This is a genomic window from Occallatibacter riparius, from assembly GCF_025264625.1.
In the GTDB taxonomy this organism is placed as follows: domain Bacteria; phylum Acidobacteriota; class Terriglobia; order Terriglobales; family Acidobacteriaceae; genus Telmatobacter; species Telmatobacter riparius.
Genome location: NZ_CP093313.1, coordinates 1,786,770 through 1,812,641, shown reverse-complemented (window position 1 = coordinate 1,812,641; position 25,872 = coordinate 1,786,770). Strand labels below are relative to the sequence as shown.

Below are 25,872 nucleotides of genomic sequence, written 5' to 3'. Positions count from 1 at the left end.
GCATGCCCAGACCAGCCCGAATGCGGTCGGCGCGGCATGTGCGCCTAAATTCGATGAATGCGGCATGAATAGGGTGAAAAACCGGATAAATCCCTAAGAAGCGTGCGATTCCGTGCTTGCCACCTGATCTGGTTCGGCGTAATCATATAGGGGAAGGCGGCACGTCCTGGCGCCTTCCGAATAGAGGTGCGTCTTCCGCAGGGACTCCGGTTCCATGACGTTCGACGTTCCATCGGCGGCCGAGTCCGCGTCGCGGACATCCGCATGGCGGGCTGTGGTTCGCGTCTTGCGAAGTCCGCTGGACGCTGCCGGGTCCGCGCTATTCCCTTCCTGCTGTGCTCTTTGCGGCTCTCCTCTGCCGCGTCTTTCATCCGTGCCAATTTGCGATGTTTGCTGGGTTGAGATGCCCGCCTTGAGCGGCGTTGCGTGCGTACGTTGCGGCGACCCCCTCCCCAGCGCGGAGGAAGCGCGGCCTCGCGATGGCATGTGCCGCGCGTGCTTCAACGTGCCGCCGGACTTTGAGCGTGCAGTGGCGTATGGGGTTTATGAGGAGCGCATGCGGGAGGCGATTCATGCGCTGAAGTACGACAGGCTGCATCCGGCCGCCAGGCGGCTGGGCGGGATGCTGGCCCAGGCGATCCTCAAGCTGAATGGCGTGGCCCCGGCGGAATTGTTGGTGATTCCTGTGCCTCTGCATCGAAGCAAGAAGAAGGAGCGCGGGTTTAACCAGGCTCTCGCGCTGGCCGAATACGCGATTGCGGCACTGAAAAGTACGCGCCCTGAATGGAAGCTGAAGCTTGAGACTAAGGCGCTGCTTCGCGCGCGGCTCACGAAATCACAGGCGGGCCTGACCACACGGCAGCGGCGATTGAACATGCGGGCTGTGTTCGAGGTGGCGGATACCGGAGCGGTGAATGGCCGCGATGTGCTGCTAGTGGACGACATCCTGACCACGGGTGCGACAGCCCGCTCAGCCGCGAGAGCTTTGAAGCGCGCAGGAGCGAAGAGCGTGTGGGTGGCGACGCTGGCACGCGCGGGACGAGCATTTCCGATGTCGGCGGCTCGAGATATTGAAGCCGGCAAGTTCGACGACACGGACAAAACAGGTACACACGGGACCAGTACGGTCGAGATAACGGGAGGCCCCGGCACGCTCGACACGCCGGCCAACGCCAACGAGCATTCATCTTCTGAAGTCATTTGATGAGGCCATCGCTATGTCGCTGGGAAAAGCCATGATTCATGCGAGGAAACAGAAAGCAATTGCCCGTGCCGCTGCCCACGTGGGAGAGGCAGCGGCTGTATCGCACTCCAATCACATGCTGCAGATGCCTGTGCTGGTGCTGAACGCGTCGTATGAGCCCATTAATATTTGCGGCGCGCGGCGTGCACTCGTGCTGGTGCTCAAAGGGATTGCGCGCACCGAAGAGGAGCACGGGCTGACTCTTCATGCGCAGCGCAGCCGCGTCGCCATGCCCTCGGTGATCCGTCTTCTTGAATATCGCCGTATTCCTCACCAGACGAGGGCCCTGTCGCGGAAGAACATCCTGCTGCGCGATCGTAATACTTGCCAGTACTGCGGCGTGGTCCTGCCGTCGAGCGAGCTGACCCTCGATCACGTGATCCCGCGTTCGCGCGGCGGCAACTCGACCTGGGAGAATCTCGTCGCCTGCTGCCACGCCTGCAACCGCCGCAAGGGCAACCGCATGCTCCACGAACTCGACGACATGATGTTGTTGCGCGAGCCGAAGCCGTTCAGCCTCCATACCAGCCGCCAGATCATGCGCATGCTGGGCCGCGGCGATGATCGGTGGCGGAAGTATCTGTTCTATTGAGAGCGACTGGGGACAACAAATAGAGAAGCAAAGCCCTCCGGATGCGCGCAGTTCCTGAGGGCTTTTCGTTTTGGGCAGGACCCCGGATGGGGTGCGATGCTGGAGGTACATGGGCGCTCAGGATTGGCGGCAGGCGGTTATCGAATACATTCGCGCAGAGGCTGCGCCGCAGGACAAGTTCGGGCATCAGCCGAGACTGTACGAGTTGGCGATCGAAATAGGTCAGGGTACGGACTTCGACGACGACATCGTGTTTGCCGCGGCCTGGATGCATGATCTCGGCGTCTTCCTCGGCCATCGGCCGGCTGATCCCGAAGAACTGGCGTGCTGGAACCACGTGCCCTACACGATCGCGAAATGTCGCGAGCTGCTGCCGGCTTGGGGTTTCCCGGCGGAGAAGGTGGAGGCAGTGGCTGAGGCGATTCGGACTCATCAGCCGCAAGACGCTCCCGCAGCCATTGAGGCAATCCTGCTCCGGGACGCTGACATCCTGGAGCAACTGGGTGCAGTGGGAGTGCTGCGGGCCGTCGTGAAGGTGGGCCGGGATTCGCGGTATAGGAACTACTCCGACGTGGTGCCGGTTTTGCGGAGAGCGGTGGAGAAGTTGCCGGAGAAGATCCGGCTGCCGCGGGCTCGTCAGCTCGCGGAGCCGAAGATCGCGGCGATGCGGGCTTTTCTGGAAGCGATCGAGAGCGAGGCCGGTGAACTGCTGTTCTAGGTCGATCGACTGGCAGGGCCGAAGTGTCCGTTTTCGGCCATTCTTTCCGCGCGCGGACAAGCCGACTCGACCCGCCTCCTTCCTAAGTAGCCTGTTTTCAGAGAAGGAACCTCGTTAGCTTTGGCTGCGTAGCTGCTCTCAGGATCAGCTGGATTCCCCACGAGGGGCGTTTGTCGCGGCTCATCTGCGAAACACGGTTGCGCCGTAGACTACCCCGGAGGTCGATGATGAGAGTGCTGCTGCAGGATGTGCGTTTCGCGTTTCGCCAGATGCTCCAGAAGCCTGGCTTTGCACTGCTGGTGATGCTCACCATGGCGCTCGGCATCGGGGCCAATGCCGCGATCTTCAGCGTTCTGGATACAGTGCTGCTGCGCCCCCTCCCCTATGAGAAGCCCGAGCAGCTCATCAAGGTGTGGACGCGATTCACCGGCATCGGCTCGCCCAATGACCAGAACTGGATCTCTGCGCCGGAGTTCCAGGACCTGCAGCAGCTGAATCACAGTTTCAGCGACCTGGCGGCCATGGAGGCGGACTCCATCAATCTCGGCGTGAAGGGCAGCCCACAGCGTGTGCTGGGCGCGGCAGTTTCACCGAACCTGTTCGGCATGCTGGGCGCCAAGGCAGCGATTGGGCGCACGTTCCTGCCCGAGGAGGCGCAGCCGGGGCGCGAGAAAGAAGTCCTGCTGAGCTACGGCTTGTGGCGGCGCGTGTTCGGGGCCAATCCCAACGTGGTGGGCAGTACGGTCGACATCGACGGCACGCCGATGACCGTGGTGGGCATTATGCCCGCCGATTTCAGCTATCCCAGCGAGACGGAGATCTGGGCTCCGCTGGCGTTTGCGCCCGCCGACCTGAGCGAGAACAGCCGCGGCAATCATGGGCTGGAAGTGCTCGGCCGCCTGCGTAACGGTGTGTCGCTCGCCCAGGCGCAGGCTGACATGGACCGCGCCGGCAGAACCATCATCGAACAGCACGCTTCGTATCCCTACACGAAGTTCAACTTTGGAATCATTCTGCACCCGCTGCTCGAGGAGACCGTGGGAGATGTGAAGCCGTCGCTGCTGGTGCTGATGGCGGCAGTAGTTTTGGTGCTTCTGATCGCGTGCGTAAACATCGCCAACCTGCTGCTGACGCGCGCCACGGAACGGCAGCGTGAGATGGAGACAAGGATCGCGCTGGGGGCAAGCGGACGGCGCGTGGCTCGGCAGTTGTTGACGGAAAGCGTGCTGCTCGCGCTGGCGGGCGGCGCTCTCGGGCTTGCGCTTACGCCGCTGGCGTTGAAGGGGCTGGTGGCGATTGCGGCCAAGTCGCTTCCCCGCACGGTGCATGCCTCGATCGACATGCGTGCGCTTGCGCTTGCGCTGGGCGCGGCGGTCCTCACTGGAATCCTGTTCGGCTTGGCGCCGGCGCTGCAGGCCGCTCGCAAGCGGAATTTCGATGCGCTTCGTACAGGCCGCAACACGGAAGGCAAACATCCCAAGCGGATGCGGAACGCGCTGGTGGTCTGCGAGACGGCGATTTCGCTGCTGCTGCTGGTTGGCGCCGGGCTGCTGCTGCGCAGTTTTGCCGAGGTGCTCAAGGTCGATCCTGGCTTCAAAGCCGATGGCGTGCTGACTATGCGCGTCTCGCTGCCGGGGGCGGTTTACGGCAAGCCGGAGCAGGTGCGCGGCTTCTATAACTCGCTGGTGGATCGCGTGCAGAGGCTGCCGGGCGTTCAGGCTGCCGGCGCCGTGTCAGCCCTCCCGCTGGGAGATCCGGGCGGCTCGGGCACCGTAACCATTGATACGCAATCTGTGCCGCTGGATCAGCAGACGCCGGAAGCGGACACGCGCACGGCAACGCCGGATTACTTCAAGGCCATGGGAGTCGGGCTGGTCGCCGGTCGGATGTTTGAAACGCGCGATGCCGATGGCGCACCACGTGTAGCCGTGGTGGATGAGAGCCTGGCACAGACCTTCTGGCCCGGGCAGGACGCGGTTGGCAAGCGGCTGCACTTTGGCGGCATCCAGTCGAAGAGCCCATGGATGACAGTGGTGGGCGTAGTGCGGCACGTACGCAACCGCACGCTCGAGGCGCGCTCGCGTGTCGAGGTGTACGTCCCCGAGGCGCAAGTTCCGTTCAACGGGATGACGCTTGCGGTGAAGACGAGCGGGGATCCGATGAGCCTGGCTCCGACCATTCAGCGGGAGGTCGCCTCAATCGATCCGGACCTGCCTGTATATCGAGTGCGCACCATGACCGAGGTGATGGGCGAGTCAGTGCAGCGCCGGAAACTGGCGCTCATTCTGCTGGAGGTGTTCGCGGGTCTGGCGCTGGCGCTGGCCGGCGTCGGAATCTACGGCGTGACATCGTACGGAGTGGCGCAGCGCCAGGTGGAGATCGGCGTGCGCATGGCCTTGGGCGCGGATCGCGGCAAGGTGCTGCGCATGATGATCGCCGGCGGCATGACGACGATCGCTATCGGCTTGGCGATCGGAGTCGCCTTGGCTCCCGTGGTTACCCGGATGATGGGCGGACTCCTTTTCGAAGTGCATCCGGCTGATCCGCTGGCGATTGCGGGCGGCGCGGCCGTGCTGGTGGCGATGGCGTTCCTGGCGATCCTGATTCCGGCACGGCGCGCAACCAAAGTAAGCCCCATGAAGGCCCTAAGGTACGAGTGAAGTACGATAGCGCCCGTCTCCGGACCGGCTATGGCGCGGGTGTCCACACCCGCGCTTCCGGATGTCCGGCTATTGTCATCGGCTTGGGTGCCGCCGTGCGCCATGTATGACTGCAGTTGGCAGTCCGTTTCCCCATAGAGGAGCAGCGCAGCGAAGAACCCGCTTTTGTTCTTGTTTTTCACTCATTCCGGCCAGGGAAGACTAATCCGATCCAAGCCGCACCTTCCTCCCCAGCCAAACAAATAACACCAGCGCTCCCAGATCGAACACCACCTTCCCGATGACATCGATCCTCGGCCAGGTCGCTATGGTCAGGTAGGGCGCCGCCTGGCAGCCCAGCGTCGCTCCCCAGCAGGCGCAGAAGGTATGCACATCGCCCCACGCCCGGCGGCTCGTCCACCAGGTAAACAGCGCCAGCGCCGCCGCTGCCCATCCCACTCCCAGCGCAATCGCCATCGTGAACGGCTCCACCGGATGAGGCTGGAAGCTCATGCCAATCAGCTCGAACCACGCCGCGCCCATCACCAGCGCCACAATGCCTGCCAGCCACGCCGGAGCAGTCTTCCCCTCAGCCTTTGGCCCGCCCACGCCGCGCAGCAGGTAGGCCAGCGCGATCAGCGCGGCGATGGCCGCCAGACCGCCCGCCACCAAACTCAGCGGCGGATCGTACGGAGCCGCTCCCAACCGTGGCCGCGCCTGTTTTACCCACCCGTACCACGCAATCCGGCAGCCCAGCAGGAACACCACCCCGCAAACCATCCAGCCGCGCTGCCGCAGCCACGCCTGCTCCCGCCGCTTCCGGAACAAGAGCTCCGTCACCTTCACCGGCACCACCACAACCCACACGCTTTCAAAGCCCAGCATCGCCAGCAGCCAGATGAAGTTGATCCCCCACGTCCTGCCGTAGTCCGCATGCATCCCCGGGAACGGCAGCGGCGCGATCGAGGTCTGCTGGATGAGGAATTCTTCAGCAATGGAGAGAGCCAGGCCCAGTAGCAAGAGGCTCAGACCACCGGCCCTCCAGCGCCGAACCATTTCCCGGCACATTAGCGCGCCCACGCCCCACACCATCATCTCCGGCAGCAGCACGAACAAAATGCTGGTGCGCGTCGATCCGCTCAGCACCTCGGCGATCACCGGGGCCAGGAACACCAGCGTCCAGATCGGCCCCCGAAAGCGCGGCTTGGCTTCTACCAGGGCAACAGGCAGAGGATTGGCTTCAGCAATCATGACTTTTTCCTTCCCGCGTTGGATTTCGCGGCGGCCTGCTCGGCGGCTTGCGCGCGCTCCGCCTGGGTGTGAGCAAGAATCTGGTCCAGATTCCAGTCCAGATCGCCCGACCAGAGGTCATCCGCCAGGCCGCGCACCCACCCAAGCTCCGCCGTGAGCATCGCAATCAGGTATTCGCTCTCCACGAGATGAATGCGCGGCAGAAAAGCAGACGCCCCCACCAGCCCGGCCTTGCGGGCCGCAATCTCGGCCTCCAGGCGCTGCGCGCGTTCTTCCAGCCGCTCCGCCGCCTCAGCCGGCGGCAGATAAACCAGGAAACTCATCGACGCCATGAACTCTGACGACTCGCGGCGCGGCTCGGCCACCATCCGCCGCAACCCCTCCCCCAACGCCTCTACCCCCTTCTCGGTGACGCGATAGGTGGTCCGCTCCGGCCGGCGTCCCTCTCGGCCCGTGCCCTCCACCGCGATCAACTCAGCTTTCACCAGGCGAGCGATGGCGTGGTACAGCGAACCGCGCTTGAGCGCAAGGAGCTCCGCCTTGTGCCGGATTTGCAGCAGGCGCTGCATCTGGTAGGGGTGCAGGGGGGCCTCCCGGAGGAGGGCGAGGACGGCGATTTCCCAAATCCCAAGCTCGATAGTCATATAGTTCATATGAACTATATCATGAACACTATATCGCTCGAGCTATATTCGATTTAAAACCCTTCGAAGGAGAGACATGCGCAGCGACTGCGACCCCTACCCACCCCCTCCCCGAAGATCTCGAACGATTGAGAATGGGAATACTGACAACGCTGGGCGGCAAACACCACGTGACTCCCGTCACCGATTTCTCATGATCGACCCGTTATCTTTGACTTCTGGAGTAATTTCGCCAGCTCCACCCGTTCGACATGAGATCAGGCTGATCTCCGGGGCACCCTCCCCCATCTTCGAAGTCTCATCGGGCACTACCCCCCCCCCCCCCCCCCCCCGGCGCGCTAACCCATTGATAATAATCAGACTAATACGGTCCAAATTCAGGCCACCGGAGCCCTTCGCCCGCGCGGACCCCCGTCCATCGTTCTGCAGCTTGTACCGCCCCCTGCCCCGCAGCCCTTTCTCCCTCCACGCTTCTTACGAAGCAGAAACCGAGCGGCCACAGGTGCACTCCCTATAATGACTTTTGAATGTGCGCTGTCCTTGTGTGGCATGCGCCGGAAAGCGGAAAGAGAGATGGCAAATCTGCAGGGACGAATCGCGCTGGTGACCGGCGCTTCACAGGGAATTGGGCGGGCATGCGCGCTCGAACTAGCTCGCCAGGGGGCGACCGTCGCTCTGGCAGCCCGGAACGAGGCCAAGCTCGCCGAGGTAGCTGCGGAGATCGAAGCTGCCGGTGGGCAGGCTGCCGCGTTCGCACTGGATGTGGCAAGCGAGGAGTCGATCAAGAACGGAGCCAAGGCCGTGCTCGACAAACTCGGCAAGGTCGAAATCCTGGTGAACAACGCGGGCATCACGCGCGACGACCTGGCGATGAAGATGAAGCGCGCTGACTGGGACGATGTGATTTCCACGAACCTGACCGGCGCGTTCCTGCTCACGCAGGCGCTGCTGCGGCCGCTGCTCAAGAACCGGTGGGGGCGCATTATCAACATCACGAGCGTGGTGGGCCGCGCCGGGCAGGCGGGGCAGGCGAACTACGCTGCATCCAAGGCTGGGATGATCGGCATGACCAAGTCGCTGGCGCGGGAACTGGCTTCGCGCGGCATCACGGTGAACGCAGTGGCGCCGGGATATATCGAGACGGCGATGACCCACGTGTTGAGCGAAGAGCTCCGCAATTCGATGCTGGCTTCGATTCCACTAGGCCGGGCGGGAAGCGACCAGGATATTGCCGGAGCAGTGGCATTTCTAGCTTCGGACGCGGCTGCGTACATCACCGGGCACGTGCTGGACGTGAACGGCGGGATGTACATGGGGTGAAGGCAGGGAACAGGGACTAGGGAATAGAAAGATACTCCCCACACCCTTCAGTTTCATGGGCCGATTAAACGGGGTTTATTGTGGCGGCGGCCCCTGCCTCGGTGTCTGGCCGCCCATTCCCTGCGGTGTCATAACGCTCACCGCGGTTGCTACGAATTGACCGGCCTTCAGCGCGCCGTCGACACGCACTGTGTCACCCACTTGAATGTCCGCCAGGGTGATCGGCTCGCGCCGGCGGCGGAAGGTGGTGTTCTCGTCGGCGACGAATGTCCGCGACGCGTTGTCGGGGCCGCCCTGGATGCTTACGGTGGTTTCATTGATGGCCGTCACACGGCCGAGTAGCCAGGTTTTGCCGAAGTTGGCCTGCATCTCGCGCATCTGCCGGGCGCGCTCGGGGTCGAGGACCATGATGCCCACGGCGCCAACAGACCTGGCATCCCGGTTCATTTCGCCACCGGCCATTACGGTGTCTCCCACCTTGATCTCACTGGCCTTGATGGCGGAGGGAGGATTTCCGCCCATGCCCATGGCGTGGCCGTAGGTTCGATCACCGGAGGGAGGCGAACCGGCCTGGTTGGAGACGCCGGGCTGCCCAGCGGGTCGCGGCGCCTGTTTCATGATCCGCGTGTTGACGCTGTAGTTGATGGTCCAGCTCTCGCCGGCCTCATTCTTGATGGTGAGGTGGTCGGAGGCCACTTCGGTGACGGTTCCCATGATGCCGGAACCCATGCCCATGCCGCCACCGCTCCAGCCGCGGCCGCGCGGACCGGACTGATCCGACTGCAACTGCCCCGGCCCGGGTGAAGGAGCGTCCTGTGAAAATGCTGTGGAAGTGAGCACAACTGCGAGCGCGAAGAGGACAACAGGACGAAGATGCACGGCTACCCCCAGGAGACTGCTTCATTAGGATAGACGCGGTTTCGCGGAGTAGAGACGACGGAGAGGAGCTTGCCCTCCTAAGGTCGTTGCTTTAGGCGGCTATTGCCGGACCTGCGGCCGTGCAGAAGACGGGTCGCCGTTGAGATAGACGCCCTGTGCCGCCATCATCTGCTGGAACTCCGGGTTGTCTTGGAGCTGGGCGAGTTCAGCATCCGCCAGGATCTTCTTCGGCGTGGTGAATCCCTCGTTGAGGGCCAGCCGGAGGTAATAGATGGCCTTCTCAGTCATGCCCGCCTTCAGGCAGCCCTTGGCCATGTAGAAGTTCATGGCTCCGCGGTCCTGGATGGTGCTGGGGTTTTCGACGCGGATATTGCCATTGTGGCTGAAGATATTCGGGTCCATGGCAAGGGCGGCCTGATACTCCGCCCAACCCTTCTTGTATTTGTGCTGGGCCAGCATGGCGGTGCCCATGTTTTTGCGGAACAGGGCTGTCTTGGGATCGAGCTTGACCGCTTTCTTATAGGTCTTTTCCGCTGTGGCATAGAGCTTCTCGGTCATGTAGACCGAGCCCATGTTGTTCCAGGCAATAGCATTTTTCGGATCGCGCTTAAGGGCGGCCTGGTAGCACTTGGTGGCATCGTTAGTGTTGAACATGAGCTGGTAGGCCACTCCCATCTTGTTCAGGGCTGAGATGGATGTGGGCGCGGCTTTCTTGTATTCCTCGATTGCGGCCTGATAGCGCTGATGCGCCATGAGGGAGTCGCCCATCTGCTCGGGGGTGGGCTGAAACTCCTGTGCCTTGGGCGCAGTCTGCTCCGGCTGTTGAACAGCTGCCTGCTGGACCGGGGCCTGGGCAGGACCCATCGACGGCTGCAAGACAAATGCAAGCCCCGCCAGCCATACTGATGGCCATCCAGAAAAACGATGCCTACTCATATTCCCTCCTTTACGGCGAAGGAACGTGGGCGCTCGTCGTTTACGGCGCGCGTCTTGGTTAATTGGCAATTAAACCACTAAATTGATTTCTTCTGCTACCGAATCTGTTAAGCGGCATCCAAGAGCTTTGAACTGGTCAAAACTTCGGCCAGAATGGGCCCCCGAAATCCCTGCAGTCGCTCGATGGTGACGTGGTGCTTCGGCTCCCTGAACGGCCTGGAATCGACCGGCCTGCACCAACTTGCAGCCCGTCGGTAACAGGTGTGAGGTACACTCTTCTGCACGAGGGAACCGCACGATGAGCACGACTACCCCTATGAGTGCACAAACGAACGCCCCGTCGACCACGGTGGCGGAGCGTTTCCGTGAGGTTCGACGCCGGACTATGGCGTTGTGCGAGCCTCTGACGCCCGAGGACATGATGGTGCAATCGTGTCCAGAGGCCTCGCCCGCCAAGTGGCACCTCGCCCACACCGCGTGGTTCTTCGAGTCGTTCGTGCTGCGGGAGTTCGTGCCCGGTTACCAGCCGTTCCATCCGGATTTTGTGTGGCTGTTCAACAGCTACTACCAGACATTCGCGGCATTCCCTGAGAAGCGCTTGCGGTCCTCGTTCTCACGGCCGGGTCTGGAGGAGATCCTTCGCTTCAGAGCGCACGTGGATGAGGCAGTGGAGCAACTGCTGGACCAGAGCCCCGAGCCGGAAGTCCTGAAGCGGATCGAACTGGGCGCGAACCACGAAGAGCAGCACCAGGAGCTGCTGCTGACCGACATCCTGCACGCCTTCTTTACCAATCCGCTACGCCCGGCTTATCGAAAGCTGGAGGCTCCGTTGCGTGCGGCCGGATCGGCGGCCCCTCTGCAGTTTCTCCGCTTCGAAGGCGGTCTTCTCGAGGCGGGGCACGCTGGGGAGACGTTCTGCTTCGACAACGAGCTGCCGCGGCACCGGGTGTGGCTGGAGCCCTATGGGCTGGCCGAGCGGCTGGTGACATGCGGCGAATACGCGGAGTTCATTGAAGACGGCGGATATCGACGGCCCGAGCTCTGGCTGAGCGATGGATGGAATGCAGTCCAGGCGCACGGATGGAACGCGCCGCTTTACTGGTCGAGCGGCAGCGGCGAATGGACTGTCTTTACCTTGCGTGGGGAGATTCCGCTGACACAGATGAAGAATGCGTCGGTGAGCCAGGTGAGCTTCTATGAGGCGGAGGCTTACGCGCGGTGGGCTGGATACAGGCTGCCGACCGAATTTGAATGGGAAGCCGCCGCGGAAGGTCGGTTGATTACGGGAAATCTGCTCGATTCGGGCACGCTTATGACCATGCCGGCAAGCGAGCTCGTCGAGCAGGAGGTCCTGCGGAAGCCGCCGCGTGGGAAGGTGCTCGTACCGGAGGCGCCGGTTCCTTTCCAGCGTCCTTGGCAGCTGTTTGGCGACTGCTGGCAGTGGACAGCTTCGGCATACCTTGGATATCCAGGGTTCCGGCCGCTGCCGGGCTCGCTGGGCGAGTACAACGGAAAATTCATGAGCGGTCAGATGGTGCTGCGCGGGGGGTCGTGCATAACGCCAACGGCACATATTCGTTCCAGCTATCGAAACTTTTTCGCGCCGGATATCCGGTGGCAGTTTTCGGGTATCCGGCTGGCAAGCTAACGTATTGCAACCAAAGCTGCATCCAAGAAAGTTGGCATGACAACAATCTCGCTTCCCCTGAACAGCTTACAACCGGATAAGCGGATGGCGGCGGCTGTGACTGAAGGACTGGTGTCACAACCGAAGTGGCTGCCCTCCTGGCTTTTCTACGACGCGGCCGGTTCGCGGCTGTTCGACCAGATCACGGAGCTGCCTGAGTACTACGTGACGCGCACGGAACGCGGCATCCTGAGCCAGCGTGCGGAAGAGATTGTTGCCGCGGCGGCCGGCAACGAGGCGCTCCAGCTTGTCGAACTGGGTGCGGGCTCCTGCGACAAGACGCGGATCCTATTGCGCGCGGCAGTGGAACGCCAGGATACGGTGCTCTACGAGCCTGTGGACGTCTCGGCTACGGCTCTGGCGGAAGCCCAGCAGAGGATTGAGGCGGAGATTCCAGGTGTCCTGGTGAGTCCGCGCGTGGAGGATTACACGCACGCGTTCACACTGGATCCGCCGCTGTTCGGGCATCGCCGCATGGTGATCTACATCGGGTCGAGCATCGGCAATTTTGAGCCGCATGAGGCGGCGGGGCTGCTGCGCAACGTGCGTTCTGCGCTCCGCGCCGGAGATTCGATTCTATTGGGTGTTGACCTGGTGAAGGACCAGAGTACGCTGCTGGACGCATATGACGATGCAGCGGGGGTGACGGCGGATTTCAACAAGAATATTCTGGTGCGACTGAACCGCGAATTCGGGGCGAACTTCGATCTGGACGCCTTTGCGCACCGGGCCGTTTGGAATCCCACTCACTCGCGGATTGAGATGCACCTGGAGAGCCGTATCGGACAGGCGGTGCAGATTCCGAACCTGGAGCTGAACCTTTGCTTCCGCCGCGGTGAGACCATTCACACCGAGAACAGCTACAAATATCGGCCGGGCCAGGCCGAGGCGCTGCTGCGGTCCGCGGGATTTGGAGCTGAGCACACCTGGACGGACGAGCGCGGCTGGTTCGGCGTGCACCTGGCAGCGGCGGTGTAGCTTCTCGTACCGATAAATAGAAAGGCGTCTCGTGGCGGAGACGCCTTTCTATCTTCAGCGATCCTACTTCATAATGACGCCGCAGGCGATGCGGTCGCCGGAGTTGCCGGAAGGGTCGGACATCATGTCATCGGCCTTGGCATGAATGACGAGTGCGGTGCCGCCGTCGTGGAAGAGGGAGTTGGTGCCGTCGGCCAGCGTGATGCCGTTGACGGTGAAGCTGGCACTGCCGCTTCCGTCCTGCTTCACGGTCAGGTTGGCGAGGTCGCCCAGGTGGGGCTTGGGGTCCTGCGTGTTGTTGATGCCATGATGCGCGCTGGTGGGGTTGAAGTGCGGTCCGGCGGTTTTGAAGTCTGGGGCATCGCACTTGCCGACGTTGTGGATGTGAATGCCGTGATCGCCGGGCGTCAGGTTTGAGACCTTCACGAAAATTTTGACGCCGCTTCCGCTAGTGCTGATTTTGGCGGTCCCGACCTTGGTGCCCTGGGCATTGACGATGTCGGCATGGGCAGACTTGGGAGCGGCGGCGTTCGCCACCGACACGGCGAGAGAGACGCAGAACAACCCGCAAAGCAGTTGGGCGGTGCGAGAATGCATGAGCATTGCCTCCTGGTGGGGTATCGCAGATGGTAGACGGCTGGATGGTACCACCTGCGGCGAGAGGTATCCAAGCACCAGTCTGGTGTCTGTCGCGCTGAAAAGAGAAAGGGGAGCGAGTTAGCCGCTCCCCTGATCCATTATGTGTAAGCGCTACTTCGCCGCAGCCACCTTCAGCAGCAACACGTCGTGGCTCTTGATCTCGATGGGCATGTCGTCACGGATTTCCACATCTTCGCCTGTCCAGAGGTTCTTGGCGTGCATAGGCCCGTGCAGGCCAAGCCTGGTGAGACTCAGATGGAACGGATGCGTCGAGACGCGGTCGCTGCCCGCATTCAGAATCGCAATCGCGCCGGCACCCCCGGAGAGGTGCTTGAGCCACACATCCACTTCGCCGTCGGAGTAGACGCGCGAAGCCTGACGGCCAAGCTTGTCCTGGTCGAGCGCGATGACCTCTTTGTTGGTGAGGATGTCCTTGATCTCGGGCTTCATGTGGGGCAGATCGTTGCCGGCGAGCAACGGCGCGGAGAGCATGGCCCACATGGTGAAGTGGGTGCGGTTCTCGGCGAGAGATAGCTTGCCGTTGCCTACTTCGAGCATGTCGGGATCGTTCCAGTGGCCGGGCCCGGCGTACTTCTCAAGACCAGCCTGCTGGCTCAGGATCGTGTACATCGAATCCCACTTCGCCTCGATGTCGCCGGTGGTGCGCCAGGAATTGCCGCCCAAGGCCGGAGCCCATTCCCACGGCGAATCCCATCCATACTGGCAGAGCGAGAAGACGATAGGTCGCCCGGTAGCCTTGAGCGCTTTGCCCATCTTCTCGTAAGCTGCGTGCATGAGACGCATCTGGGCTGCTTCATCGTTGGGCGCCTGCTTGTGCATCACGTCGGGGATGAAGCTGCACAGATCGTACTTGAGGTAATCGATGCCCCACTCGGCGTACATCTTTGCGTCCTGCTCTTCATGGCCGAGCGAGCCCTCGTAGCCGGCACAGGTTTTGGTTCCGGGACCGGAGTAGATGCCGATCTTCAGCCCCTTCGAGTGAACGTAGTCGGCGAGTGCCTTCATGTCTGGGAACTTCTCATTGGTGTGCAGGACGCCGTTCTCATCGCGCTTCCCTTCCCAGGTGTCGTCGATGTTGACGTAGATGTAGCCCGCGTCTTTCATGCCGCTGGCGACGATCTGGTCGGCAGAGTCGCGAATGTCCTTGTCGGTCACCTTGCCGGCGAAGTAGTTCCAGCTGTTCCAGCCCATGGGCGGTGTCAATGCGACGGTGGGCGCGGGCATGGACTGCGTTTTGTGGGTGACGTGAGTTGGAGCCGGCGTTTGGGCCATTGCGGCGGCTGAACTGAAGCCAAGCACAGCAAGACAGGCAAGAAGGGAAGTTCGCATGAGGCTATCTCCTGAAAACGATTTCAGAGCGCAATGCTACTGCGCCGGACTGGATTTGGGCAATGGGCGGGAAGCCGGCCGTGGCTGCTTATAATCAGGCTCACGGAATCAGCCGTTCCCCGCACCCCGAGCAGAATTGAAAGGAAGAAGATGCCCGCTTCCCGCAGAGAATTCCTCGCCTCGAGTTCCGCAGCCGCGATTGCTGCGGCGTTTACCTCTGCCGCCGGGAAGGCGCAGGCGCCGCCCAGCCAGCAGCCTGCAACGCCAGGCGCGCCGCCGGCCTTCGGCACTGCTGCTGCGGTGGGGCCGGAGGTCTCGGCTGACGATTTTGCCCATGCCGAGAAGCTTGTGCAGTTCGAAATGACGGAGCGGGAGCGCAATCAGGCCGCGAGCAACTGGCGGATGCAGATGGCGCCGAATTATGAGCTGCGCACCGGGCCGCGCAAGCTGGAGATGCTGCAGTCGGTTGCGCCGGCGACGGTTTGGGATCCGGCGAGCGTGATGCCAGTCGTTCACGCTGAAGGCGACGGCTCGTTCTCACATAGCCGTGCAACGGATGCGCCCTTGGGCGAGATAGGCTTCACCCGAAGTCTTGCCACCGGCAAGCCGCTGCCGGCCAGCGAAGAGGAGATCGCGTTTGCGCCAGTGACGCAGCTCTCGCGATGGATCGAGTCGAAGGCCATCACATCGGAGCGGCTGACGGAAATTTATCTTGCCCGAATCCAGCGGTTCGATCCCAAGCTGCGCTGTGTGATCACACTGACGCGCGACCACGCTCTGGAGCAGGCTCGGCGAGCCGACAAGGAGATTACCGCTGGAAACTATCGCGGGCCGCTGCACGGGATTCCGTGGGGTGCAAAGGATCTGCTCGACACGGCGGGAATCGCAACGACCTACGGCGCGGAACCATATCGCGATCGCGTGCCGAAGCAGGACAGCGCGGTGGTTACGCGGCTGAATGCTGCAGGCGCGGTGCTGGTGGCAAAGCTTAGCCTCGGTGCGCTGGCGCTGAACGACATCTGGTTCGGTGGGCAGACCATGAATCCGTGGCTGCTGGAGGAAGGCTCGTCGGGATCGAGCGCCGGGCCAGGCTCAGCGACTGCTGCGGGGCTGGTTGGCTTCGCGATCGGCAGCGAAACCGGCGGCAGCATCGTTTCACCTTCGATGCGCTGCGGGGTCACGGGGTTAAGGCCGACGTATGGGCGAGTGGCGCGCACGGGAGCGATGACGCTGTGCTGGTCACTCGACAAGCTCGGCCCCATGGCGCGGAGCGTGGAAGACACGATTCTGGTTCTCAACGCCATCAGCGGACCGGATGGGAGCGATGTTGCTGCAGTGCCCAGCACGCTCAGCTTTCACGTGGGCGCGGAGGTGAAGGGCTTGCGCGTGGGCTACTTCCCGCAGTGGATGAAGGAGGCTCCGGCGACTTATGTGGACCGGGCCGCGCTTGAGACCGTGAAGAAGCTTGGCATGGAACTGGTGGAGGTGTCGTTGCCGGACTGGCCCTACGACTCGCTCAACCTGATGCTGTTTGCGGAGGCGGCTGCGGCATTCGACGATCTGGTGCTCGGGCACAAGCTGGACATGCTCAAGGCGCAGGTGCCGGATGCGTGGCCGAACGTCTTCCGGCAATCGCGCTTTTTGTCGGCCGTGGACTTTGTGCAGGCTGATCGCTTCCGCCGCAAGGTCGCGGAGGAGATGGCGCGCGTGATGGCACAGGTGGATCTGCTGCTGGTGCCATCCTTGCGCGATGAGATGCTGGTGATCTCGAACAACACGGGGCATCCGTCACTGACGCTGCGCGCGGGGTTTGTCGAAGTCAGCGAGGCCCGCAGCGACTGGGCTCCTGATCCTGCGCATCCGCTGCCGAAGTTTTCGCCGCCGCGGCGTGTACCGCATGGCATTACGCTGATCGGGCGGCTGTTCGATGAAGGCGCGCTGTGCCAGGCTGGGATCGCGCTGGAGGCGGCGTTCAATGTGGCGGGAGAGCGGCCGGCGGGGTTCTGACGGGGCTTCCTACGGGATGATGGCGGTCTCGTACCGCGGTGTGTGTGCCATCAGCTTCTCCACATCGGCAACGGTGCGGATGCCGCCGCGCGCGCCGCTGCAGGTGCAGTTGAGGGCGGCGGCGGCACAGGCGAAGTCGAGCTGGCGCTCGAGGGGCCACGACTGCAGCAGGCCGTAGATAAACCCGGCGTGGAAGATGTCGCCTGCGCCGGTCGTATCGACAACCGGCACGCGATACGCGGCGCGATGCAGCAAGCGCTCGCCGTCCCAGGCGATCACGCCGTCTTGGCCCAGGGTCGCTGCCGTGAGCTTGCAGCTGTACTCGTTACGCAGGATTCGTAGAGCGCGTGCCAGGTCGTGCTCGCCGGTCATGTGCACCGGGAAATCGCGGCTCACGATCAGGTAGTCGACGCACGCAAGCAGTTCGTCGCCGCCGTCGTATTCTTCGTCGAGATCGGCGATGACCGGCACTCCGGCATCATGCGCCCACTGCGCTGCCTGCGTTGCTGCTTCGGCTTCAATTCCGTCCACCAACAGCGATCGCGCGTTGACGATCCATTCGCGCTGGATGTCAGAGGCGGTGAGCTGGAGCCTGTCGTCGCGCCGGATGATCACGGTGCGCTCACCGCCGCCGTCGACGATGATGATTGATTGCGGGCTCGCAGCGTTGGCGACTTCGATGAGGCGCGCGTCGACGCCGAGGCGCGCGAATTCGTGTGCGTGGAGCCGCGCGGCGTCGTCGTCCCCCAACTTGCCCACATAGCGGGTTGATAGTCCCCAGGACTGGCACGCAATTACTGCGCTGGCGGTCTGGCCGCCCGGCATCAGGGGAACCGGCGCGAACTCCACCTTCGAGCCGCGCGCAGGAAATTCGTCGAGAGGAATGAGCGTGTCCGTGGCGTTGAGTCCAACACCGACGAGATCCACCACGGAAAGTTCAGGCATGCTCACAATTTTACGTGTTCTTTACGTCTTGATCGCTGGAACGCGGCGTACCGTGCCTGCGGCTCAGGCCGAAACCGCACACGACGGCGCTGACGACTAGAGTGAGCGTGAGAGCTACGGTCCATCCGTAATGCATGGCGAGGGCCGGCACACCGGCTTTCATTGCGAGTGCGATGAAGACGCCGGCGGCGCAGGCGAGGATGAGCCAGTCCCACCACTCGCGACGTCCCTGACTGCCCGTGCCGTTGTAGGCATGGATCACGTCTTCGCGAGCGAGGCCGTAGCGGGCGCACTCGCGCTCGATGGCTTCGTGGGTGGAGGCCGACTCGCGTTCCGTCGCTACCGCTGTGCTCACGGCCATAGCGCCGAAGATCATTGCTAAAGAACCGCCCACAACAAGCAGGCGATGCGTCGCGTCGGCGTGCGCCAGTTCGCCAAAAACGAGCGCGCCCCAGGCGAGACCCCAGAGCTGATTGGTATTGGAGAGTGGGATGCCGCGCCCGATGCCGAGATATTTGGTGGCGTATTGCTGAAACAGGTCGCCGACGACCCAGACGAATCCGCCGAGGAAGAGCCAGAACAGCATGGGCGTGACGACGGAAGAATGGAATACCGCAGCATGCAGACCGCCGTCAAAGGCGAGAACCAGCGCGAACATGGTGATGAGCTCGCCTATGGTGAAGATGGTGACAAACGAGAGCGGATTCATTCCGCTCAGGTAGGCCTTGCGATAGGGGATGTACATCGACCCCCACAGCAGACTTGCGCCAAGAGCGGCGAGGATTCCGTTGAATGCGTGGGTGGGGTGAACGTTGCCGCCGTGCATGGTGCTGAAGCCGAGCATAATGGCCGCGGCCACGATGGCGACGGTTCCCAGAACAACTTTGATGGTGTTGGCAGCGCTCGCCCCTTTGAGCTCGCCGAAGAGAAGGCGACCCCAGAGTAGGCCGATTAGGGAGTTGGTGTTCCATAAGGGGAATGCGATGGCCAGACCCACGTCGCGGATGGCGAAGACCGTGAGGGTGTTGGCTACGGCCCAGAGCATTCCGGCGAGGATGGCGAAGGGGATGAGCTGACGGTTGCAGCCGAGATCGCGGAAGACGGAGCGCGTGCCTTTGAGCAGAGTGGGGAGGCTCCAGCGCGCAGTGAAAACGCCGGCCACCATGCAGAGCGAGATGGCGTAAGGCGAGAGGCCCGTGTTGACGAGCTTGGTGGGCGCCTCGGCTGCTCCAAGCCACACGCCCGCGCCGATGCCGCAGAGCACACCGAGAGCGTGCCGTGAATGAACGCGAATCGTGTTTGAAGTTTGAGACGGTACCTGCGGCTGCGCGCTCATGCGCTCAGGGCTCCTTGGTTGGATTGCGCTGCGAGCGGCGTTAATGCATCAGCACGAGCAAGGTGATGCCTGCGAGAAAAACGGCGGCGGGAATGAGGAAGTGGCTGTCGGTAAGGACTGCCCGTGCCTGGGATCGTTGGGTCATACGCGCGTCAGCCTCCGGAACTCCTCTGGCCGCAGCGTACGGGCGGGGCGCGGGCAGTGTCAAGGGTGCTGGCCGACGGCCACGCGTGCGATGCCCTGCAGATCGGGCACGAATTCGACGTTGGTGTAGCCGCTTGCGGCGAGAAGGTCGTGGACCGCGTCGCGCTGGTCGTAGCCGATTTCGAGGACGATGTGGCCACCGGGGACGAGGACTTGGAGGGCCTGCGGGATCAGGCGGCGATAAATTGCGAGGCCGTCGGGGCCGGCGAAGAGGGCGGTGTGGGGTTCGTGGTTGCGGACTTCTACATCGAGGGTGCCGCGGTCGTCGGTCGAGATGTAGGGTGGGTTCGAGACGACGATTTCGAAGTGCTCCCCGCGGACGGGTGCGAGAAGGTCGCCCTCGAGGAAGCGAACACGGTCCGAAGCGTTGTTCTTTTCGGCGTTCTGCTTAGCGATCACTAGAGCTTCCGCAGAAAAGTCGGTTGCGGTTACCTGGGCCTGCTGGAGTGTATGCGCGAGCGTAACGGCGATTGCGCCGGAACCGGTGCCGACGTCAACGATGCGCGGATTTTCGATGGCACGGCAGAGCTCGATGATCTTCTCTACGGAGTGCTCGGTCTCCGGGCGAGGAATGAGGACGGCGGGCGTGACCTTGAAGGACAGCCCGTAGAATTCCGTTTCGCCGATGATGTACTGAATGGGCTCGCCGCGCTGCCGGCGATCGAGCAGCGCGGCATAGCCAAGGGCGCTGCAGCTACCGAACTCCTCATTGCCGTGGGCGAGCATCCATGCGCGATTGCGGCTGATGTGGTGCAGCAGCAGAGCCTCTGCATCACGGCGGGCGCGCTCAGGGTGAGGGCCCGCCGCAAGCTGCGCCGTGCCCTGCCGCAGCCACTCGTCGAGAGTCATTATGCCGCCTGCGTCTCCGCCTTCAACTGCTCGGCCTGGTAGTGCGCGATCAGCGCATCGACGATGGACTGCAGGCGGCCTTCCATGATGAGGTCAAGCTGGTGCAACGTGAGGCCGATGCGGTGGTCGGTGAGGCGGTTCTGCGGGAAGTTGTAGGTGCGGATCTTCTCGCTCCGGTCGCCGGAGCCGACCTGCGATTTGCGAGCGGCGGCCAGTTCGGCGTTCTGGCGCTCCTGCTCCACTTCATAGAGACGCGAACGCAGGACGCGCATGCCCTTCTCGCGATTCTTGATCTGCGACTTCTCGTCCTGACAGCTCACCACGGTGCCGGTAGGCAGGTGCGTGATGCGGACGGCGGAGTAGGTCGTATTGACGGACTGACCCCCAGGGCCCGAGGAACAGAAGGTATCGATGCGCAGGTCTTTGGCTTCAATTTTGATATCGACGTCTTCCGCCTCTGGCAGTACCGCGACGGTGATAGCGGAGGTGTGCACGCGACCTTGGGTTTCAGTGGCGGGCACTCGCTGCACGCGATGGACGCCGCTCTCGTACTTGAGCTGTGAGTAGACGCGGTCGCCTTCGATGATGGCAATGACTTCCTTGTAGCCGCCCACGCCGGACTCGGAGAGCGACATGACTTCGACCTTCCAGCGATGCTGCTCGGCGAAGCGGGTGTACATGCGGAAGATTTCGGCTGCGAAGAGCGAGGCCTCATCACCGCCGGTGCCGGCGCGAATTTCGACGATGACGTTCTTTTCGTCGTTCGGATCTTTGGGCAGCAGAAGGATCTTCAGTTCTTCTTCGAGTGCAATCACCTTGGGGTCGAGCGCGGCGATCTCCTCTTCGGCCATGGCGCGCAGGTCGGGGTCACTCTCGGCCAGCATGGTTTTGGCGTCAGCCAGGCCCTGCTTGGCTTGCTTCAGCTCGCGGTATTTCTCGACGGGCGCCTCGATTTCGCGCAGCGACTTGCCGATCTTTTGATATTTCTCGTGGTCGTTGAGCACTTCAGGCAGCGCGAACTGCGCCTGCAGTTCCGTATAGCGCTGCTCCATCTGTTCCAGGCGATCAATCATTTTGAGTCCTCACGGCGCGAACCGGCGCGGCTGATGCAAATCACAGTGTTTCAGGAAAAGGGGCGCAGGAGTGTGTGGCGGCGGGGGCCGCTAGAGGAGCGCCGGGACGGGCTGGTGCAGTGCCATCCTCTTTATTCTATCGCGAATCTGGTTCCAAGGCATCTGGATCGTGGACCGGTTTTGAGGCACGGTGGCTGAATTCGATCCCATTTCCCACGCGAGGAGGGGCCTGATCGTGGAGAATGGCTGGCAGCTAGCAGGAGGGTTTATGAACCGCTTCAAATTCATGATTTTCATCGCCTTTATCACCACCGGGCTCGCATTCGCGCAGACATCATCCCTGCAGGGGCCGGAGATGAGCGACCTGGACCGCAAGGCCGCTCCCTGCAATGACTTCTTCGAGTTTTCGAACGGCACCTGGCGCGCGCAGAACCCGATTCCGGCTTCGATGGACCGCTGGAGCCGCCGCTGGAAGGCTGGCGAAGAGAACAAGTACCAGCTCCGTGACATCCTCAACGAAGTCTCCGCCCAGCCGGGCCAGCCCAAGGGGTCGACGGCCCAGCTCACGGGAGACTTCTACGCGGCGTGCACCAATGTGAAGGCGATCAACGCGGCCGGTATTACGCCGCTCAAGCCGTACCTGACGGCGATTGACGCGATCAAGGACAATGCCGGGCTGCAGCAGGAGATTCGCGAGCTGCACTCGATCGGCGCCATGGTCCCGTTTGTTTTCTACGGCAATCAGAACCAGCATGATCCTGAAAACGTGATTGCGCAGGTGGGTTCGGGCGGGCTGGGGCTGCCGGACCGCGACTACTACGTGAAGACCGAGCAGCGCTTTGTGGACGCGCGCGCGAAGTATCTGGTCTACGTGGCAAAGATCTTCACTCTCGCGGGTTCTTCGGATGCAGAGGCGAAGGTAGCAGCGCAGACGGTGATGGATTTTGAAACAGCCCTGGCGAAGGCCACTCTCGATAATGTCGCGCTGCGCGACCCGCACTCGACGGATCACATAGCGAACCTCGACGCTCTGCAGAAGATGACGCCGCACTTTGACTGGACGACGTATTTCTCCGGAGCGGGCGTTGCCCCGGGAGTGATCAATATCAATGAGCCTAACTTCATGGCGGAATTCGAGCGTCAGCTTACTTCGACACCAATTGCGGCGTGGAAGACCTATCTCAAGTGGCAGGTGCTCAATAGCGCGGCCGACGTGCTCTCCGATCCGTTTGTCGATGCGCATTTCGACTTCTACCAGAAACAGCTTGCGGGCGTAGGCGAACTCAAGCCGCGCGATGTGCGGTGCGCTGAAATGACGGACCAGATGCTGGGCGAAGCGCTAGGTCAGGAGTATGTGAAGCGGTATTTCCCGCCTGAGGCGAAGCAGCGGGCGCAGACGATGGTGTCGAACATTCTGTCGGCCATGCAGGACACGATCGAAGGGCTGGACTGGATGACGCCGGCGACCAAGCAGAAGGCGATCGACAAGCTGGCGCATTTCACGGTGAAGAGCGGCTATCCCGACAAGTGGAAGGACTACTCGTCGGTGACGATCACGCGCGATGACCACTTTGCCAATTTCATCGCCGGGTCGCGATTCGGGGTTAAGGATAACTGGTCGACAATCAACAAGCCCGTGAACCGCGGCCGCTGGGGTATGACGCCGCCGACGTCGAATGCCTACTACAACCCATTGATGAATGAGATCGTGTTTCCCGCGGGCATTTTGCAGCCACCGGCCTTCAGCGTGAAGTACGCGGACGCGGTGAACTACGGCGCAATCGGGGTTGTGATCGGGCACGAGATCTCGCACGGGTTCGATGACGAAGGAGCGCAGTTCGACGCGACCGGACACCTGAGCAATTGGTGGACCGCCGACGACTCGAAGAAGTTCGAGGCGAAGACCGCGTGCGTGGTGAAGCAGTTCAACGGCTACACAATCGACGGGCTGGACAACATCCACATCAATGGCAAGCTGGTGCTGGGCGAGTCGATCGGCGACCTAGCGGGGCTGAAGATCGCTTACCTGGCGTTCAAGAAGACGGCGCAGGGGCAGTCGAGCGAGAAAATAGACGGCTTCACGCCCGACCAGCAGTTCTTCATCGCGTGGGGGCAGTTTCGCGGCGACGAGACGAGGCCGGAGACGCAGAAATTGATGGTACAGGGCGATCCGCACCCAGTGGCGAAGTATCGCGTGCTGGGGCCGATGTCGAATTTCCCGCCGTTTGGGGCGGCGTTCAGCTGCAAGCCGGGTGACGCGATGGTTCGACCGGATGCGGAGCGCTGCGTGGTTTGGTAAGCGGCGGTTTAGTCACGGAAGCAGAAGCGGGACGGTTGGCCGTCCCGCTTTCTTATTGAATCCGATCACCTGACGATTGACCACTCCCTGCTGCTCAGAAGCACTCGACCGCATCGCACTGGTTCATCAGCGGCACCTGCAGGCTGGAGTCGTGATCCTTGTCGGAGTAGATGGTGATGGTGGCGGCCTTGTAGTCGGCGGGTTTGGCGGTCATGATGTTCGGCACGTAGGTCTGCGGATTGCGGTCATAGAGCGGGAACCACGTGCTCTGGACCTGGACGACGATCGTGTGTCCCGCTTTGAAGACGTGGTCCACGTCATGCAGGCTCCACTTGAACTCGCGGATGTCACCGGCGCGGATGGCTCGGGGGCGATTGAAGCCGTCGATGTAGCGGCCGCGGAAGATCTCCTCATTCGTCATGAGCTGGTAGCCGCGCATCTTGGGGTCGGAGTCGTCATCGGGATATTGGTCGATGAGCTTCACTACTAAATCGCCGTCGGTGCCGGTGGTTGAGGCGAAGATATCGGCGATCACCTCGCCCGTGGCGACGAGGTCCTTCTTCACGGGAATCTTCCACGTGGCCACATCCTTACGATCTGCGACGAAGCGCTGATCCTCGGTGAGCCAGTTGAACCACTCAGAACCTTCGCCGTAGGTGGGCTGGATGGGACGATGGCGGTAGGGGACTGGATTGGCGGGATCACTCGTGTAGGCGGTCTTTGCCGGCGTCTTGACGTCGCCCCAGCTCAGATTGCCATCGCCGCGTAGGTGGAGGGCGGTGGGCTGCGAACCTTCCGGCGGAAAGTGCCCATAACGCATCCACTTGTTCGAGCCGGTTTGGAAGCTTGCGGTGTCCTCGAGATTAAAGCCCGACTCGTCTTTCAGGTAATGTCCGAAGAACTTCGCTTCGATATCGCGCCGGAACTCCTTGCCGATCGGTTCGCCGTACTGCACATTCCCGAGGTGGCGCGATGAGGATGACCAATATCCGTGGCGCCACGGGCCGAGCACCAGGAAGTTTTCGTGCTTGTCGTCATGCGGTTCGAGGCTGTTGTACTCGGACTGCGGACCCCACATGTCTTCCTGGTCGTAGTAGCCGCCGACGCTGAGCACCGGCACCTGCACCTCGTTCAGGTGATGCTCTACGCCGCGCGAGGACCAGGTCGAGTCGTATGCAGGATGCTCCAGGAAGAGCTTCCAGGTGGGCAGCTCTTTCGAGCCCGATTGCTTCAGGTCTTCCTCGAAGCTGCCGCGCGACAGGAAGTAGTCGTAGCCATCCACCGGCTTGCCGTCCTTCTTCCCGTAATCGACCTCGCTGGTCTCTTTGCTGGATTCCATGGCCTTCACGTAGTCATATCCGTATGTCTGCCGGAACGCCCCGTTGTGGAAGAAGTCGTCGCCCATCCACACATCGATCATCGGCGCCTGCGGCGACACGCATTTCGTAGCCGGATGTGGATCGATACCCGCGGCCATGGCGAGGAAACCCGGGTAGCTGGTGCCCACAAATCCCGCGCGGCCGTTGTTGCCCGGCACGTTCTTGAGCAGCCACTCAACGGTGTCGTAGGCATCGGTGCTCTCATCCACGGCCTTGGGGTCTTTATGGTCGGCCATGGGCCGGCTCATCACGAACTCGCCTTCACTCTTGAAGCGCCCGCGAATGTCCTCGCCGACGTAGATGTAGCCGTCACGGGCCAGCTCGGGGCGGGCTGCAAAGAAGAAACCGCGGCTGGTACCGTCTACTCCATAGGGCGTGCGCTGGATTAGAAATGGCAGCGGGTCCTTCATGTCACTCGGCTTGAGGATCACGGCATGCAACTTCACGCCGTCGCGCATGGGGATCATCGCCTCAGTGCGCACGTAGTCATGGAATACGTGCTTCACCGCTTCGCCCGTCCGCTTGAAGACCTCCGTGACGTCTCGCGAGTTTATAACCGAAGCACCCCGGCCGCTCGCGTCGACAGTAAAGCGGTACGTCGCCTTCGAGTCAGGAATCGCGAACTCCGTGGCCGAAATCGTCTTCAGCTCCGTCGGAACGTCGCGCTCCGATTCGAACGTCAAGTTGCCGTTCTGCACATAAAAGCTCACCGGCGTATCGGGAAATTCGGCGCTCGTATACTCGCCGCTCAGCTTCTGGAGTTGTGACTCAGATTGTTGGTGCGCGGCCGCCGCGGCAGGTAACGGCATTGAGGCCGCGGCGCCGACGAGAGCCGTACCCAGAACGAAGATTGCAAACCGTGAACGCAGCAAGAGGCCTCCAGTGGAACGGAACGAATCAGCCG

General features: G+C 62.2%; 21 protein-coding genes. 9 read left to right on the top strand and 12 right to left on the bottom strand.

Features of this window, described 5'->3' with window-relative positions:
* Positions 1-214 precede the first annotated feature (214 nt).
* From MOP44_RS07200 to MOP44_RS07185, 4 genes are all read left to right on the top strand, one after another.
* On the top strand, positions 215-1,204 hold the full coding sequence (locus tag MOP44_RS07200; protein ID WP_260795313.1) for a ComF family protein: 990 nt from the start codon (positions 215-217) through the stop codon (positions 1,202-1,204).
* A gap of 13 nt (positions 1,205-1,217) precedes the next feature.
* Positions 1,218-1,835, top strand: a complete 618-nt coding sequence (locus MOP44_RS07195; RefSeq protein ID WP_260795312.1) for an HNH endonuclease — start codon at positions 1,218-1,220, stop codon at positions 1,833-1,835.
* A gap of 109 nt (positions 1,836-1,944) precedes the next feature.
* Positions 1,945-2,553: an HD domain-containing protein gene (locus tag MOP44_RS07190; RefSeq protein WP_260795310.1), complete on the top strand. Its 609-nt coding sequence runs from the start codon at positions 1,945-1,947 to the stop codon at positions 2,551-2,553.
* A 224-nt stretch (positions 2,554-2,777) separates the two neighbouring features.
* A complete protein-coding gene (locus MOP44_RS07185; RefSeq protein ID WP_260795309.1) occupies positions 2,778-5,213 on the top strand; it encodes an ABC transporter permease in 2,436 nt (811 codons plus the stop codon).
* A 201-nt stretch (positions 5,214-5,414) separates the two neighbouring features.
* Here the strand turns inward: MOP44_RS07185 and MOP44_RS07180 are convergent, their stop codons facing one another.
* Positions 5,415-6,443 (bottom strand): hypothetical protein, encoded by a 1,029-nt coding sequence (locus tag MOP44_RS07180; RefSeq protein WP_260795308.1) that lies wholly within the window; start codon positions 6,441-6,443, stop codon positions 5,415-5,417.
* Positions 6,440-7,087, bottom strand: coding sequence for a PadR family transcriptional regulator (locus MOP44_RS07175; protein WP_260795307.1), 648 nt, complete (start codon positions 7,085-7,087; stop codon positions 6,440-6,442). Before MOP44_RS07175 ends, MOP44_RS07180 begins: the two co-directional genes overlap by 4 nt.
* A gap of 573 nt (positions 7,088-7,660) precedes the next feature.
* On the opposite strand from MOP44_RS07175, the gene fabG reads away from it, so the two are divergent.
* Positions 7,661-8,407: a 3-oxoacyl-[acyl-carrier-protein] reductase gene (gene fabG / locus MOP44_RS07170; RefSeq protein ID WP_260795306.1), complete on the top strand. Its 747-nt coding sequence runs from the start codon at positions 7,661-7,663 to the stop codon at positions 8,405-8,407.
* A 75-nt stretch (positions 8,408-8,482) separates the two neighbouring features.
* Here fabG and MOP44_RS07165 read toward each other — a convergent pair whose 3' ends face one another.
* Together MOP44_RS07165 and MOP44_RS07160 are read right to left on the bottom strand one after the other, a co-directional pair.
* Complete coding sequence (locus MOP44_RS07165; protein ID WP_260795305.1) at positions 8,483-9,286, bottom strand: DUF5666 domain-containing protein; 804 nt, start codon at positions 9,284-9,286, stop codon at positions 8,483-8,485.
* 99 nt (positions 9,287-9,385) lie between these two features.
* Positions 9,386-10,222: a tetratricopeptide repeat protein gene (locus MOP44_RS07160; protein ID WP_260795304.1), complete on the bottom strand. Its 837-nt coding sequence runs from the start codon at positions 10,220-10,222 to the stop codon at positions 9,386-9,388.
* A gap of 316 nt (positions 10,223-10,538) precedes the next feature.
* Here MOP44_RS07160 and egtB point away from each other — a divergent pair, with 316 nt between their 5' ends.
* Both egtB and egtD read left to right on the top strand, forming a co-directional pair.
* Entirely contained in the window at positions 10,539-11,870 is a 1,332-nt protein-coding gene (egtB, locus tag MOP44_RS07155) for an ergothioneine biosynthesis protein EgtB (RefSeq protein ID WP_260795303.1), read from the top strand.
* 36 nt (positions 11,871-11,906) lie between these two features.
* Positions 11,907-12,887: an L-histidine N(alpha)-methyltransferase gene (egtD, locus tag MOP44_RS07150; RefSeq protein WP_260795301.1), complete on the top strand. Its 981-nt coding sequence runs from the start codon at positions 11,907-11,909 to the stop codon at positions 12,885-12,887.
* Positions 12,888-12,950: 63 nt separating this feature from the next.
* Here egtD and MOP44_RS07145 read toward each other — a convergent pair whose 3' ends face one another.
* Together MOP44_RS07145 and MOP44_RS07140 are read right to left on the bottom strand one after the other, a co-directional pair.
* Positions 12,951-13,484, bottom strand: a complete 534-nt coding sequence (locus MOP44_RS07145) for a superoxide dismutase family protein (RefSeq protein WP_260795300.1) — start codon at positions 13,482-13,484, stop codon at positions 12,951-12,953.
* A 153-nt stretch (positions 13,485-13,637) separates the two neighbouring features.
* On the bottom strand, positions 13,638-14,876 hold the full coding sequence (locus MOP44_RS07140; protein WP_313901053.1) for a glycoside hydrolase family 27 protein: 1,239 nt from the start codon (positions 14,874-14,876) through the stop codon (positions 13,638-13,640).
* Between the two features lie 150 nt (positions 14,877-15,026).
* On the opposite strand from MOP44_RS07140, the gene MOP44_RS07135 reads away from it, so the two are divergent.
* Entirely contained in the window at positions 15,027-16,883 is a 1,857-nt protein-coding gene (locus MOP44_RS07135) for an amidase (RefSeq protein WP_260795298.1), read from the top strand.
* 9 nt (positions 16,884-16,892) lie between these two features.
* Here the strand turns inward: MOP44_RS07135 and MOP44_RS07130 are convergent, their stop codons facing one another.
* From MOP44_RS07130 to prfA, 5 genes are read right to left on the bottom strand one after another with little or no spacing between them, the layout of a single operon-like run.
* The gene (locus MOP44_RS07130) at positions 16,893-17,828 is read right to left on the bottom strand and encodes a carbohydrate kinase family protein (RefSeq protein WP_260795297.1); all 936 of its coding nucleotides are present in this window, start codon (positions 17,826-17,828) and stop codon (positions 16,893-16,895) included.
* Between the two features lie 10 nt (positions 17,829-17,838).
* The gene (locus MOP44_RS07125; RefSeq protein ID WP_260795296.1) at positions 17,839-19,164 is read right to left on the bottom strand and encodes a GRP family sugar transporter; all 1,326 of its coding nucleotides are present in this window, start codon (positions 19,162-19,164) and stop codon (positions 17,839-17,841) included.
* Positions 19,165-19,204: 40 nt separating this feature from the next.
* On the bottom strand, positions 19,205-19,309 hold the full coding sequence (locus MOP44_RS07120) for a translocated intimin receptor Tir (RefSeq protein WP_260795295.1): 105 nt from the start codon (positions 19,307-19,309) through the stop codon (positions 19,205-19,207).
* A 59-nt stretch (positions 19,310-19,368) separates the two neighbouring features.
* Positions 19,369-20,217: a peptide chain release factor N(5)-glutamine methyltransferase gene (gene prmC, locus MOP44_RS07115; RefSeq protein WP_260795294.1), complete on the bottom strand. Its 849-nt coding sequence runs from the start codon at positions 20,215-20,217 to the stop codon at positions 19,369-19,371.
* Positions 20,217-21,290: a peptide chain release factor 1 gene (prfA, locus tag MOP44_RS07110; RefSeq protein WP_260795293.1), complete on the bottom strand. Its 1,074-nt coding sequence runs from the start codon at positions 21,288-21,290 to the stop codon at positions 20,217-20,219. The genes prmC and prfA overlap by 1 nt, the downstream gene beginning before the upstream one ends.
* Positions 21,291-21,558: 268 nt before the next feature.
* Here prfA and MOP44_RS07105 point away from each other — a divergent pair, with 268 nt between their 5' ends.
* A complete protein-coding gene (locus tag MOP44_RS07105) occupies positions 21,559-23,589 on the top strand; it encodes a M13 family metallopeptidase (RefSeq protein WP_260795292.1) in 2,031 nt (676 codons plus the stop codon).
* Positions 23,590-23,683: 94 nt separating this feature from the next.
* Here MOP44_RS07105 and MOP44_RS07100 read toward each other — a convergent pair whose 3' ends face one another.
* Positions 23,684-25,840: a CocE/NonD family hydrolase gene (locus MOP44_RS07100; protein ID WP_260795291.1), complete on the bottom strand. Its 2,157-nt coding sequence runs from the start codon at positions 25,838-25,840 to the stop codon at positions 23,684-23,686.
* Positions 25,841-25,872: the final 32 nt, after the last annotated feature.

Bases quoted from the DNA above. Each gene is read 5' to 3' on its own strand.
- MOP44_RS07125 (WP_260795296.1), bottom strand. From the start codon at position 19,164: ATGAGCGCGCAGCCGCAGGTACCGTCTCAAACTTCAAACACGATTCGC.
- MOP44_RS07190 (WP_260795310.1), top strand. From the start codon at position 1,945: ATGGGCGCTCAGGATTGGCGGCAGGCGGTTATCGAATACATTCGCGCA.
- prfA (WP_260795293.1), bottom strand. From the start codon at position 21,290: ATGATTGATCGCCTGGAACAGATGGAGCAGCGCTATACGGAACTGCAG.
- MOP44_RS07105 (WP_260795292.1), top strand. From the start codon at position 21,559: ATGAACCGCTTCAAATTCATGATTTTCATCGCCTTTATCACCACCGGG.
- MOP44_RS07180 (WP_260795308.1), bottom strand. From the start codon at position 6,443: ATGATTGCTGAAGCCAATCCTCTGCCTGTTGCCCTGGTAGAAGCCAAG.
- MOP44_RS07175 (WP_260795307.1), bottom strand. From the start codon at position 7,087: ATGACTATCGAGCTTGGGATTTGGGAAATCGCCGTCCTCGCCCTCCTC.
- egtB (WP_260795303.1), top strand. From the start codon at position 10,539: ATGAGTGCACAAACGAACGCCCCGTCGACCACGGTGGCGGAGCGTTTC.
- MOP44_RS07120 (WP_260795295.1), bottom strand. From the start codon at position 19,309: ATGACCCAACGATCCCAGGCACGGGCAGTCCTTACCGACAGCCACTTC.
- MOP44_RS07140 (WP_313901053.1), bottom strand. From the start codon at position 14,876: ATGCGAACTTCCCTTCTTGCCTGTCTTGCTGTGCTTGGCTTCAGTTCA.
- MOP44_RS07145 (WP_260795300.1), bottom strand. From the start codon at position 13,484: ATGCATTCTCGCACCGCCCAACTGCTTTGCGGGTTGTTCTGCGTCTCT.
- MOP44_RS07185 (WP_260795309.1), top strand. From the start codon at position 2,778: ATGATGAGAGTGCTGCTGCAGGATGTGCGTTTCGCGTTTCGCCAGATG.
- MOP44_RS07195 (WP_260795312.1), top strand. From the start codon at position 1,218: ATGTCGCTGGGAAAAGCCATGATTCATGCGAGGAAACAGAAAGCAATT.
- prmC (WP_260795294.1), bottom strand. From the start codon at position 20,217: ATGACTCTCGACGAGTGGCTGCGGCAGGGCACGGCGCAGCTTGCGGCG.
- MOP44_RS07200 (WP_260795313.1), top strand. From the start codon at position 215: ATGACGTTCGACGTTCCATCGGCGGCCGAGTCCGCGTCGCGGACATCC.
- MOP44_RS07135 (WP_260795298.1), top strand. From the start codon at position 15,027: ATGCCCGCTTCCCGCAGAGAATTCCTCGCCTCGAGTTCCGCAGCCGCG.
- MOP44_RS07130 (WP_260795297.1), bottom strand. From the start codon at position 17,828: ATGCCTGAACTTTCCGTGGTGGATCTCGTCGGTGTTGGACTCAACGCC.
- egtD (WP_260795301.1), top strand. From the start codon at position 11,907: ATGACAACAATCTCGCTTCCCCTGAACAGCTTACAACCGGATAAGCGG.
- fabG (WP_260795306.1), top strand. From the start codon at position 7,661: ATGGCAAATCTGCAGGGACGAATCGCGCTGGTGACCGGCGCTTCACAG.
- MOP44_RS07160 (WP_260795304.1), bottom strand. From the start codon at position 10,222: ATGAGTAGGCATCGTTTTTCTGGATGGCCATCAGTATGGCTGGCGGGG.